Source organism: Pseudomonas alloputida, from assembly GCF_021283545.2.
GTDB classification, from domain to species: Bacteria; Pseudomonadota; Gammaproteobacteria; order Pseudomonadales; family Pseudomonadaceae; genus Aquipseudomonas; species Aquipseudomonas alloputida.
Genome location: NZ_CP128540.1, coordinates 1630931 through 1643709, shown reverse-complemented (window position 1 = coordinate 1643709; position 12779 = coordinate 1630931). Strand labels below are relative to the sequence as shown.

At 60.1% G+C, this 12779-nt stretch carries 10 protein-coding genes; 1 reads left to right on the top strand and 9 read right to left on the bottom strand.

Annotated elements, in window-relative coordinates; all coding sequences use genetic code 11:
* Positions 1-54 precede the first annotated feature (54 nt).
* Positions 55-882, bottom strand: coding sequence for a DUF932 domain-containing protein (locus LU682_RS07585; protein WP_003092327.1), 828 nt, complete (start codon positions 880-882; stop codon positions 55-57).
* A gap of 545 nt (positions 883-1427) precedes the next feature.
* Here LU682_RS07585 and LU682_RS07580 point away from each other — a divergent pair.
* Positions 1428-3731: an ATP-binding protein gene (locus LU682_RS07580; RefSeq protein WP_006379607.1), complete on the top strand. Its 2304-nt coding sequence runs from the start codon at positions 1428-1430 to the stop codon at positions 3729-3731.
* Between the two features lie 66 nt (positions 3732-3797).
* Here LU682_RS07580 and radC read toward each other — a convergent pair whose 3' ends face one another.
* The 8 genes from radC to LU682_RS07540 form a co-directional block, all read right to left on the bottom strand.
* Positions 3798-4307, bottom strand: a complete 510-nt coding sequence (gene radC, locus LU682_RS07575) for a RadC family protein (RefSeq protein WP_003092330.1) — start codon at positions 4305-4307, stop codon at positions 3798-3800.
* 351 nt (positions 4308-4658) lie between these two features.
* A complete protein-coding gene (locus LU682_RS07570) occupies positions 4659-5723 on the bottom strand; it encodes a PDDEXK nuclease domain-containing protein (protein ID WP_003092331.1) in 1065 nt (354 codons plus the stop codon).
* A complete protein-coding gene (locus tag LU682_RS07565) occupies positions 5720-6919 on the bottom strand; it encodes a tyrosine-type recombinase/integrase (protein ID WP_001062689.1) in 1200 nt (399 codons plus the stop codon). Before LU682_RS07565 ends, LU682_RS07570 begins: the two co-directional genes overlap by 4 nt.
* A 233-nt stretch (positions 6920-7152) precedes the next feature.
* Complete coding sequence (locus tag LU682_RS07560) at positions 7153-8571, bottom strand: amino acid permease (protein WP_010955183.1); 1419 nt, start codon at positions 8569-8571, stop codon at positions 7153-7155.
* Between the two features lie 638 nt (positions 8572-9209).
* Entirely contained in the window at positions 9210-10277 is a 1068-nt protein-coding gene (gene rluB / locus LU682_RS07555; protein WP_003254539.1) for a 23S rRNA pseudouridine(2605) synthase RluB, read from the bottom strand.
* A gap of 265 nt (positions 10278-10542) precedes the next feature.
* Complete coding sequence (gene scpB / locus LU682_RS07550) at positions 10543-11310, bottom strand: SMC-Scp complex subunit ScpB (protein ID WP_049587023.1); 768 nt, start codon at positions 11308-11310, stop codon at positions 10543-10545.
* Positions 11297-12151 carry a segregation and condensation protein A gene (locus tag LU682_RS07545; RefSeq protein ID WP_020192616.1) on the bottom strand — a complete coding sequence of 285 codons (855 nt, stop codon included), beginning with the start codon at positions 12149-12151 and terminating at the stop codon, positions 11297-11299. The genes scpB and LU682_RS07545 overlap by 14 nt, the downstream gene beginning before the upstream one ends.
* Positions 12148-12777, bottom strand: coding sequence for an L-threonylcarbamoyladenylate synthase (locus LU682_RS07540; RefSeq protein ID WP_014590089.1), 630 nt, complete (start codon positions 12775-12777; stop codon positions 12148-12150). The genes LU682_RS07545 and LU682_RS07540 overlap by 4 nt, the downstream gene beginning before the upstream one ends.
* Positions 12778-12779 lie beyond the last annotated feature (2 nt).

The following is a 12779-nucleotide window of genomic DNA, read 5'->3' as shown; positions in this document are numbered from 1 at the left end:
TGCAGCAGCGAAGAAAGCGACAAGGGCTGCTGCCTGCCCCTGCCGCGTGGGGATTCAGGCTTTCAACTGGCGCATGCCATCGGCCAGCAGCCAGAGGGCGCGATTTAGTCGGATGTTTTGGTCGATGCCCTGCACCGGGCGGGTTTGCTGTCGGCGCCCGTTGGCGCTGCGGCCACGCAGCCCGCCTTGGGTCAGGTTTTCTTGGGTGCGGTTGAACACGCTCCACAGGTCGGGGCGGCGGTCGTCGAAGCGGCGCGGCATCAGGATTTGCGATTCCGTGATGGGCGCGGGCTTGTCGGGGTCGTCGTACTTGAGGGCGAGCGCGGCGCGGGCGAACACTTCGGATTCGCCATCGTCCAAGGTGATGCCGCGCATGGCATCGCGCGATTCCTTCACCCGATCGAAACCGCTCAAGACTTCGTAAGCCCCCTCAATGACCAGACCGGCCACGTCGCCTTTATGGGGCACTCGCACATCGGCCACGGTGTTGCCGCAGACAAGGCCATTGCTGCACACGAACCGGAACATTCCGGCCAGCATCTGATAGCTGCTGGTGCCGTCGTGCGAGTTCAGCAGCACGATTTCGTTGGCCTCCGCGCCGTTGATCTGGCTGGCATGGCGCAAGCGAATCATGTGTTTGGTGTGCTCGCGCTTGCCTTCGTCGCGCACGCGGGTTTGCGTCACCATGAAAGGCTGGAAGCCTTCTTTGCGAAGCTCGGTCAGCACGGCGGCGGTGGGGATATAGGCGTACCGCTGCGAACGGCTCTCGTGCGGGGCATCCGCGAAGATGGACGGGGCCACGCGGTGAATCTGGTCGTCGGACAGCGGGTAATCGCTGCGCAGCGAGGGGGAGCGGAAAGCGAAACGGGATGCGAGTTGCATGGTCTTTCTCCTGACAAAAGAGGTTTGCTGTTCACACCGCACACCGGATTTCTAGATTCGGAGCCCAGCCTTTCGGCTGTTTGGTGCGGTCGGCACGAGGAACCCGGTTGGCCCTGTTGCCACCGTCTTTCCTGAGTTCATCGCCCGCGCCCAAAGGAGCGCGCGGACGGGGGCCGTCAAGGAGCCAAGCGCAGGGTTGGTGCGGCCCGCAGGCGCAGCCGAGGACACGGCCCTGCGCGCCTTGACGGCACACGGTCGCGGGCTACGGTCGCGGGTAAGGTGATGAAGTCAGGGGAGACGGCTGGACAAGGCAACGGCCATCCCTTTGTGCTGACCGCACGCAAGCGAAGCGCGCAGGCCCGAAGCTGGAAGCCGGGCCGTAGGCGTCAGCGATGCGGAAGGCTGGCGAAGCCAGTCCCGCCAGGGATGAGCGACTAGCGAACCTGGAGCAGCGCGATCCGCGAAGCGGAGACGCAAGAGGACTCTTCGTTTACCATTTGTTTCGCAAGCAAATGATGGGAAAGCAAGAACACGGAGATATAGAGATGATTGTCTGCATCAACCGCCTCAAACAGTTCGGAATCTTCAGCGACTTCAATGGAACGAAGATCCAAAAGTTCGGCCGGTACAACCTGGTCTATGGTTGGAATGGAACAGGCAAGTCAACGTTATCGAATCTATTCTCTTGCTTTGAGCTTCGCTCGATGGTTCCCCGCTTCAGCACGGGCCAATTTTCAGTAGTTCTGGAGGATGGCTCAACGATCACGGAATCCACACTCCACTCATCCCAATTGAATATTCATGTTTTCAATCAACGCTTCGTGCATGAGAACATTGATTGGGACAAATCCGTAAAGAGCATCCTTCTTATTGCGAAAGAGAAGATTGATGACTTGCAGAAGCTGGAGAAGCTGAAGAGCGAGCTTCAGTCGAAAAAGAAGGCTCACGACGACAAGCAAAGCGATATCAAGAAGCAGCGTGAGGCATTAGAGAAGTTCCTGACCAATGCTGCCAAGAAAATGAAGCTTGGACTTCAGGCGATTGATACGAGCGACAGTTATTACTTGAATTACGACCGCCGCAAGCTCTTCAACTTCATACAGAATAACGGCGAGACAATTATCAAGGCGGAGTCGGTTCTTCCAGATGAGAGGGTTATCGACCTTACGAATGCCGCCAAGCCAGATCAGCTTCCAAGCATTGCTTTCGCCTCAACGGCCATTGAGCCGGACTACTTTAAGAAAGCGGCGGGCCGCATCAGAGATTTGATTGGGACTACGGCGGTCAATCAAGCAATCCAGCGGCTGACCGATAACCCGGAAATCCGCGAATGGGTTCAAGCAGGCTTGGAAATCCATAAAAACCACGACTCGCAATCCTGCGAGTTCTGCGGCTCTCCGTTCGCCCAGCTTCGTGCCGAGGCGCTTGCTGCCCACTTCAGCAAGGAGTTCACGGAGTTTCAGAGCCGACTTCAGAACGCGGCGACATGGATTGAATCTCAAGGCGCTCCAGCTAATCAGTTTCCCGCATCGACCGAGTTTTATAAAGAACTATCGGCCGAGGCAGAGAAGCTTCAAAAGGACTACGCAACTGCTGCTGAAAAGATCGACCAGCAAATCGACGCCTGGCGGGAAGCCCTGAAGGCCAAGATCACAGACCCTGGGAAGACAGACATTCAGATCTCGGATGTGGTTGAAGACGATGTCACCAATTTCAATGACATCCTGAAATCGATTGTTGCTCTCGTTGGAAAGCACAACAATAAGACTTCAAATTTCAAATCTGAGACCTCAAAAAGCAAGGTGGCACTGGAGCTTCACTTTGCTGCGGCTGAGGTGCAAGAGTTTGACTATGCTGGAAGTGAGAAGAAGTGCAATGACCTTGAGTCAGAAGCAAAGAACGACCATAAGGAAATTGAAAAAATTAGTCTAGAGGTCGGAGCCATAGAAGCGGCGCTCTCGAATGAAACGGTCGGGGCAAAGGAGTTCAATGACATCCTGCATCGCTTCATTGGCCGCTCTGAGCTTTGCCTGAACTTCAATCAGAAGAAGAAAGGCTATGAGATCATCAGAAACGGGGTTGGTGAGCACGATGGGAATTTGAGCGAAGGTGAGAAAACTGCGATTGCATTTGTCTATTTCATCACGAAGCTCAAAGAAAATGGAAATAACATCAAGGATACGATCGTCGTCGTTGACGATCCGGTCTCAAGCTTTGATTCTAATCACTTGTTTCACGCCTACTCGTTTTTGAGAACGCAATGCACTGAAGCCAAGCAACTTTTTGTGCTGACTCACAACTTCACTTACTTTAAGCTAGTGAGAGACTGGTTCACTGGCACCAATAGGAATCGAGTCAAAAAAGGCAACGCCGAGAATTGCTTCTTTTATCGCCTGGATGCGCCACCTGGCTCCCCTCGTCACTCCCTACTTGTGGATGCCGACGACTCACTCAAGAACTACGGTTCCGAGTACCACTATATCTTCAAGAAGCTCTACGAATATAGGGCGCACACAACACTCAATCGAGATGAGGCGTTCTTGACCGCCAACCTCGCCCGAAAGCTTGTTGAATCGTTTTTCACCTTCAAATATCCAAGGCGTCGAAGCGACATTAGTCAATTGATGGAGGCTGGCCTAAAAGATTGCACCATCACGACACCAGAGCTTAAAGAAAAAATCTACCGCTTTATCAATAAGTATTCACATAGCGACGTTATTGAGATAACAGAGGAATCCGCAGAAAACTTGGCAGGCGAAAGCCACAGCGTCATCGGGAACATCTTCCAGTGGCTGGAAGAGGTGGACAAGAAACATTACGACGAGATGATTCAGGTTGCGACGGCCTGAGCATCAGGCCGCGAGGGCCATAGCTATGCCACCAGGCGCAGCAAAAAGGGGCCGAAGCCCCTTGGGCTAGATCAGCCCATGCTCGGCGAACGATGCCGTTTCGTTGCCCGCAACGATGATGTGATCGAGCACGCGCACGTCCACCAGACCCAACGCTTCCTTGAGCCGCTGGGTCAGCGCCCGGTCAGCCGCGCTCGGCTCGGGGTTTCCGCTCGGATGGTTGTGCGAAACGACGACCGCCGCCGCATTGAGCCGCAGCGCCTCCTTGACCACTTCGCGCGGATACACCGACGCACCGTCAATAGTGCCGTGGAACATCTCCCTGTATTCGATCAGACGATGGCGCGTATCCATGAACAGCACTACGAACACCTCATGCTCGAAGCTGGCCAACTTTGTACGCAAGTATTCCTTGACCGCCGCCGGCGAAGTGAACTCTGCTCCGCGCCGCATTTTCCGGTCAATGACCTGGCGCGCAGCTTCCAGAATGTCGTCGGCCGATGCCGGTAGATAGCGCCCGTGCGCGTCGCGCACCAGCAGACAGGAATCGAACGAGGGAAAGGACAGTTGCGACATGATCGTGCTCCGGTTGCTCGGGCGGAATTGCCCGGAACCGGCGGCAGCACGGCGCAGCGCAAGCAGTCAGGGGTCGCAGACGGCCGCCAGGACGCAAGCGCGCATGGCGCGCGCCGCCCTTGACGGCGAGAACGCCGTGATACGGTGAAGGGAACAGCAAGACCGCCCACACCCGCCCACTGCACAGAGTCGATTTTTGGCAAGCGGAGCGCGCAGGCCCGGATCAACGAGCCGGGACGGAGGCGTCAGTGATGGAAGCCCGACAGGGGCGAGACTCGCGCAGCGAAGCTCGATGCGCAGCACGACAGCGCGACGGCGGCACGCCGGGACGCCCGACTGCTTGGGACAGGACTACTCGTTGTCCGTCTTGCGCTGCTCGATTTGCAACTGCGCCCGTTGCGTTGCCTGTTGCAGCCGCTCCACCAGCACGCCCCTCGGCGGCAAGGCGGTCAGATACTCGGCAACGTGGATGCCGGACTTGTCCAGCTCCAGCAATTCGATCTGCTCGCGCTTCTTGCCGGTGCAAAGGATGATCCCGAGCGGCGAGGCTTCCTCCGGCTCCCGTTCGTGCTTGTCTAGCCACCGAAGGTAAAGCTCCATCTGCCCTTTGTAGGCCGCCTTGAAGTCACCTACCTTCAACTCCACCGCAACCAGCCGCCGCAGCTTGCGGTTGTAGAACAGAAGGTCAAGGTGGAAATCCTCGTCGTCGATCGGAATGCGCTTCTGCCGGGCGACGAATGAGAAGCCCGCGCCCAGCTCCAGCAGGAAGGACTCCATTTCACGGATGATCGCCGCTTCCAAGTCGCCTTCCTGCCAAGTGTCCCGCAGGCCCAGGAAGTCGAGGATGTACGGGTCGCGCATGACCAGGGCCGGCGACATGCGCTGCGCATCGCGCAGGGTCGCCAACTCCTGCGCTATGGTTTCTTCCGGCTTTTGGGAAAGCGCCGTGCGCTCGTACAGCATCGAGTCGATACGCTCGCGCAGCGTCCGCACGCTCCAGCGTTGGGTGCTGGCCATCTGTGCGTAGTAGTCCCGCTGGAGCGGGTCTTTCAGCGGCATCAGGGCGATGAAGTGCGTCCAGCTCAATTCTCGTATCAGTGATACGAGAATTCGCTCGTCGGGGAAGGTGGCGGCGAACTGCACCATGCGGCGCAAGTTCTGCTCTGCAAAGCTGCTGCCGTACTCCTCCACCAACTGCGCAGCCAAGGTGGGCAGAACTTCCTTGCCGTAGGCGCCCCGGCGCCTGTCCAAGACCTGCGTGTGGATGCGTTGGCCGATGCGCCAGTAGAGCATCGTAAGCTCGCTATTCACCGTCGAGGCGGCGCGCAAGCGCGCCGCCTCGATCAGTGCCCGAATGTCGCCCAGCAGCGCCGCGGGCGCTGCGAGCGATGCTGCTGATGGCCGGCGCCCGTTCATGCCACCGCCTCCGCAAGCTGCCGCGCGCCCGTGATGGCTTGGCGGCGGCTGGCCACCAGCTCGGCCGCCTCGCGCACCGGCTTGTCCTCGGTGTGGACGTAGTGCATGAACATCGCCACGGTCTTGTGGCCCGTCAGCTTCATTCCCACTTTGGTCGGCACACCGGAATTGGCAATGTCGGTGGTCGAGCGATGACGGATGCCGTGCGTGCCTACGTGCGGCACGCTGGCGGCCTTGAGCGTCCGGCACCAGCCGCCATAGTGCTCGCCAAAGGTCAGGTGCTTGGCCGGGTCGTTCGGCGACGGCAGGACGTAAGGGCAGCCTTCCAGACGCGGCGCCGTCGAAAGCAGCCGATAGGCTTCCTCGCTCATGGGCTTGGAAATGCCGCCAACCTTGCTGTCGGGCCACACCACGCGCCGGTTCTCGAAGTCCAGCCAGCTCCATTCGAGCGGGCAGATTTCGGAGCGCCGCGCCGCAAACTCGAATTGCAGCCGGATCGCCAACGGGATGACGTAGTTCTCCAGCCCCTCCGCCTCCAGTTTCTCCAACTGGCGGAAGATCCGCACCATTTCCTCGTCCACGATGAGCCGGGTTTCCTTGCCCGGCGGGTACATCGGGACGTGGCGGCACGGATTCGTGCCGTCCGGGCGGAAGCCCCAGACTTCGGCCAAGTTGAACATCTTGCGCAGCACGCCGAAGGTCTTGTTGGCCTCGGTCGGCTTGTAGGCCAGCTTTTCCATGAGCCCCGCAATGTCGGGCCGCTTCACGTCATGCACCTTCTTGCGGCCCAGCAGCGGGATGATGTTGCGGTCGATGACGCCCTGGTAGCCGTCCTGCGTGCTGACCTTGTTGCGCTTCTTGGAGTAGTCCTCCATGAACTTTTTGCACAACTCGGCCATCGTGGGCGCCTTGCGCGCCTCGGCCTTGGCACCGCCGGGATCACCACCCCGGCGAACCTCGGCCAGCCAGTCCTGCGCTTTGACCCGCGCCTGTTCGACGGTTAGCTCCCCGTAGAGTCCCAGCGAGGGCTTGCGGGGCTGGCCAGAGTTCGTGCGGTACTGGAGCATGAACACCCGGCGTCCCGTCGAGGTAATCTTGCAAAGGAAGCCGGGCACGACGGTATCCCGTAGTTCGATGTCCTTCGCCTGGGGTTGCGCCGACTCTACGGCGGTCTTGGTGAGCTTGATCTTTGCCATGATGACTCCTTGGAACGACCCGGATTCCAGGAGCCAGATAGGAGCGGCGCGAGGGAGAACCGGGTCAAGTTTCAGAAAGCACCGGCATATGATGGAAGCGCGTAAGCTATTGATAAACCTGCTGTATCGGGCTACGTCGCAGTCCAGCGAACTACCGGGCTGGAGTCATCGTGAAACAAAAAACCCGAAGCCAGTCACCTGACTCCGGGTTTTCACATACCGCCTATGGCGCCTTACTTGGCCACAGTCTCAACAGCACCGCCCGCATTCACCTGGCGACGCGACTTGACCATGTACACCACCAACATTGCAAGCAGCCACACCGGGATTGCATACACCGACACCTGGATACCCGGGATCATCAGCATGATGCCCAGAATCAGCACCACGAAAGCCAGCACCACATAGTTGCCGTACGGGTACCACAGCGCCTTGAACAGCGGTTTCTGGCCGGTACGGTCGAGGTGCTGACGGAACTTCAGGTGCGAGTAGCTGATCATCGCCCAGTTGATCACCAGGGTGGCCACGACCAGCGACATCAGCAGTTCCAGCGCGTTTTGCGGCATCAGGTAGTTCAGCAGCACGGCGACGAAGGTCACGGCAGCCGACACCAGGATCGAACGCACTGGCACGCCCCGCTTGTCGACCTTGGCCAGCGACGCCGGGGCATCGCCCTGCTCGGCCATACCCAGCAGCATGCGGGCGTTGCAGTAGGTGCCGCTGTTGTACACCGACAGCGCCGCAGTCAGCACCACGAAGTTCAGCAGGTTGGCAGCCACGTCACTGCCCAGCAGCGAGAACACTTGCACGAACGGGCTGCTGCCGTAGCTGCCACCCGAGGCGTCGATGCTGGCGACCAGGTTGTCCCACGGGGTCAGCGACAGCAGCACCACCAACGCACCGACATAGAAAATCAGGATGCGGTAGATGACCTGGTTGATCGCTTTGGGGATCACGGTCTTTGGCTTGTCGGCCTCGGCGGCGGTGAAGCCGAGCATTTCCAGGCCACCAAAGGAAAACATGATGAAAGCCAAGGCCATTACCAGCCCGCTGACGCCGTTGGGGAAGAAGCCGCCGTGTGTCCACAGGTTGGCCACGGTGGCTTCAGGGCCGCCGCTGCCGCTGGTCAGCAGGTAGGCACCCAGGCCGATCATGCTGACGATGGCGACCACTTTGATGATGGCGAACCAGAATTCGGCTTCACCGAAGAACTTCACGTTCATCAGGTTGATGGCGTTGATCAGCACGAAGAAGGCTGCCGCCGTGACCCAGGTGGGGATCTCCGGCCACCAGTAGTGAACATACTTGCCGACCGCCGAAAGCTCCGACATCCCCACCAGGATATACAGCACCCAGCAGTTCCAGCCCGACAGGAAGCCGGCGAACCCACCCCAGTAGGTGTGGGCGAAATGGCTGAACGAGCCGGCCACCGGCTCTTCGACGATCATTTCACCCAGCTGGCGCATGATCATGAAGGCGATGAAGCCGCAGATCGCGTAGCCAAGGATCATCGACGGGCCGGCGGATTTCATCACGCCTGCCGAGCCGAGGAACAGGCCGGTACCAATCGCACCGCCGAGGGCGATCAACTGGATATGGCGGTTCTTCAGGCCCCGCTTTAGCTCGCCTGAATGCATGTTTTGTCCACTCATGAACGAAGTCACCTGCATTGTTTTTATCTGTGACGGAATCGGACCCACCGCGCTCGTGGCGCAGCGGAATGGGCAAGGTGGTTACCTTGGGTTTCTTGACCTCAGGTGCCGCCGGAGCGGGTCAACCAGGCGTGATCAAGAGTGCGCGGTACGCAAGAGGGTCACAGGTAAAACGCGGCGCACTGTATACCCCTGCAAACGCGCAGGCGTCAACGCGTTGCATCGTTTCCTCGGGAAAAAACGCAGCGTTCCTGTGGTACAGGCCTTCAAAGGCGAAGTGATCGGCGTACATGGCGCCTCCATTTGTTGTTTTGTCAGCCCGGCTCTCTGGACGGGCTCCTGCACAAGGCAATGGCGGCTATAACACCGTGGGGACGGGGGTTTGGGCAAGGGTGGCTGGCGCCATGGCGACGGCTTTGGCACAGGGGCGCCGGCAAGGTTTGTTTACAAGATCGGGCTTGATCTGAAATGCGGACTGAAAACGGCCACATTCGTACAGATTTCTTTACAAGGCGGTTCAAGAACTTGCCAGTCGTCCGAAAAATTCTTTTTGTTCAATATCTTGGGCTTGGTCCACATTCCCGCAGGCATAAAAAAACCAGCCCGAAGGCTGGTTCCTTGATGACCACACTGGCTTATTAGCCACGCGGCTTGCCGCGACCACGGCCTGCCGGCTTGTCGCCATCAGGTTTGCCCGGACGCTTGCGCATCTCGCTCGGGCGCTCAGCCACCGTGCTGCCACGGGTGGGTTTGCGCGGCGCTTCTTCACGCGGCTGACGCGCCGGGCGTTCGCCAGTAGCGGCACCTTCGTGGGCCGGGCGCAGGTTGCGCACGCGCTCGCCACGGCCCAGCGGGCGGGTCGACTTGCGCTGCAGGCGCTCCATCTTGTCCTTGGCCTTGAGCTTCATGGCTGGCAGCGCGACCGGCTGCAGGCCCACTTCGGCGGCGAGGATGTCGATTTCGCCCTGGGTCATTTCGCGCCAGCGGCCCATCGGCAGGTCAGAATTGAGGAACACCGGGCCGAAACGCACACGCTTCAGGCGGCTGACCACCATGCCCTGGGATTCCCACAGGCGACGCACCTCACGGTTACGACCCTCCATCACCACGCAGTGGTACCAGTGGTTGAAGCCTTCGCCACCCGGTGCCTTCTGGATATCGGTGAACTTGGCCGGGCCGTCCTCCAGCATTACGCCGGCTTTCAGGCGCTCGATCATCTCGTCGTCGACTTCACCACGCACACGTACCGCGTACTCACGGTCCATCTCGTAGGATGGGTGCATCAGGCGGTTGGCCAGTTCACCGTCGGTGGTGAACAGCAGCAAGCCAGTGGTGTTGATGTCGAGGCGGCCGATGTTGATCCAGCGGCCTTCTTTTGGCCGTGGCAAGCGGTCGAACACGGTCGGGCGCCCTTCCGGGTCGTCACGGGTGCAGATTTCGCCGTCGGGTTTGTTGTACATGATCACCCGGCGGGTGGCCTCGGCGGCCTCCTCGCGCTTGATCAGCTTGCCGTCGACGGCGATGGCGTCGTGCAGGTCGACGCGCTGGCCAAGGGTGGCCTCGACGCCGTTGACCTTGATGCGACCCTGGCTGATCCAGGCCTCGACGTCACGCCGCGAGCCCACGCCAATGCGCGCCAGCACTTTCTGCAGCTTTTCGCCGGATGGCGGGGTGATTTCGGTTTCTTTCAGGTCTTGCTCACTCATCTGGGCACCTCCCGGTGTAGGAATGAAAACAGGTTTCTGGCGACGAACGCGCCAAAAGGCCGCGCATCATACGCGGTTCATCAGGGGAACGCACTGGAGGGTAGAGGGTTTTGTGGGGCTGGGCATGATTTTCTGCCCAGTGGGCTTTGTGCTGGCCTCTTCGCGGGCACGCCCGCTCCTACATGTTCGCGCAACCTTCGGGGCCTGTGATACCCCTGTGGGAGCGGGCTTGCCCGCGAAGAGGCCAGCACAGGCAGCAGATCAATCAGGGCTGAGCCTTGATCTCCTCCTCCACCGGAGGCTCAGGCTCCTCTCCCCGCAGATCATCAAAATCGGTTTTCAAACCGTCTTCCATGGCATCCAGCTCCACCAACAGGCTACGGAAGCTGGTCTCCTCTTTCGGCTCACCAACCTCCTCGTCCCCAAGGCTGGCATCCGCCAACGCCTGCAGGTGCGCAGGCACCGGCGCATCATCCGGGTCAAGTTGCGGCGCTGGTTCCATTTCGCGCAGCTCGGCCAAGGCCGGCAGGTCCTCAAGGCTCTTGAGGTTGAAATGATCGAGAAACGCCTTGGTGGTGGCGAACATCGCCGGCCGCCCGGGCACTTCGCGGTAGCCGACCACGCGAATCCACTCGCGCTCCATCATGGTCTTGATGATATTGCTGTTCACCGCAACGCCCCGCACGTCCTCGATTTCACCACGGGTGATCGGCTGGCGGTAGGCAATCAGGGCCAGTGTCTCAAGCAGCGCTCGCGAATAGCGCTGCGGGCGCTCTTCCCACAGGCGCCCGACCCAAGGGGCATAATCCTCGCGAATCTGCAGGCGATAGCCGCTGGCCACCTCCTTGAGCTCGAACGCACGCCCATCGCACGACTTGCCCAGCACCTCCAGGGCCAGCCTGAACACCTTGGGCTCGGGGCGCTCGGCTTCCTCGAACAGCTCGTACAGGCGCTCCAGGGATTGCGGCTTGCCCGAAGCGAGCAAGAAGGCTTCGATCAGCGACGCCAGGTCGCGGGGTTCATTCAGGTTCATTGGGTTCTTCAACTGGCGCCGGGCGAAGCCGCACGTGAATGGCGGCGAAAGGTTCATTCTGCACAAGTTCGATCAGCGATTCCTTCACCAGTTCGAGAACGGCCATGAAGGTCACCACCACGCCCAGCTTGCCCTCCTCGGCAGCGAACAGCGCGATGAACGGCACAAAGGCGCCGCCCTTGAGACGCTCCAGCACCTGGCTCATGCGCTCGCGGGTGGACAAGGTCTCACGGGTGATCTGATGGCTTTCGAACAGGTCGTTGCGGCGCATCACCTCGGCCATGGACATCAGCAGCTCTTCCAGGCTGACCTGAGGCAACAGCTTGCGTACCTTGGCCTGCGGCGCTTCCAGGCGCGGCACCACCACCTCGCGCCCGACCCGTGGCAATTCGTCGATGCCCTCGGCGGCAGCCTTGAAGCGCTCGTACTCCTGCAGGCGGCGGATCAGTTCGGCGCGTGGGTCACCCTCCTCCTCCTCGACGTCGGCGGAACGCGGCAGCAGCATGCGTGACTTGATCTCGGCCAGCATGGCAGCCATCACCAGGTATTCGGCGGCCAGCTCAAGGCGTACGCTTTTCATCAGCTCCACATAGCCCATGTACTGCCGGGTGATCTCGGCCACAGGGATGTCGAGGATATCGATATTCTGCTTGCGGATCAGGTACAGCAACAGGTCCAGCGGGCCTTCGAAAGCTTCGAGGATGACTTCAAGGGCGTCCGGCGGAATGTACAGGTCCAGCGGCAGCTCGGTCAGGGCTTCACCATAGACCAGCGCCAACTGCAGTTGCCGAGGCTCCTCGACCCGTTCGGCCGGCGCCTCAGGCGCTTCCAGCTGGCTCACGCGTTGACCAGGAATGGCGTGGGGTCGCCACAACCTTCGCGGATCAGTTCCGGTTCGTCGCCGGACAGGTCGATGATGGTCGACGCCTTGAGGTCGCCGAACCCGCCATCGATCACCAGGTCAACATGGTGCTCCAGCCGTTCACGGATCTCGTAAGGGTCGGTCATCGGCTCGCTGTCGCCCGGCAGGATCAGGCTGACGCTCATCAGTGGCTCGCCCAACTCGGCCAGCAAGGCCAGGGTGATGGCATGGTCCGGTACACGCAGCCCGATGGTACGCCGCTTATCGTGCAACAGCAGGCGCGGCACTTCACGCGTGCCGTTGAGGATGAAGGTGTAAGGCCCCGGCACATGCGCCTTCAGCAAGCGGAAGGTGCCGGTGTCGACCTTGGCGTACAACCCCAGTTGCGACATGTCGCAGCACATCAGGGTGAAGTTGTGCGTCTTGTCCAGCCCGCGCAGGCGCCGCACCCGCTCGATTGCCGACTTGTCGCCTATCTGGCAACCCAGCGCATACGCCGAATCCGTCGGATACACCACCACGCCCCCCTTGCGGATGATCTCGACGGCCTGTTTTATCAGGCGCGCTTGTGGGTTCTCCGGATGAATCTGGAAAAATTGGCTCACGT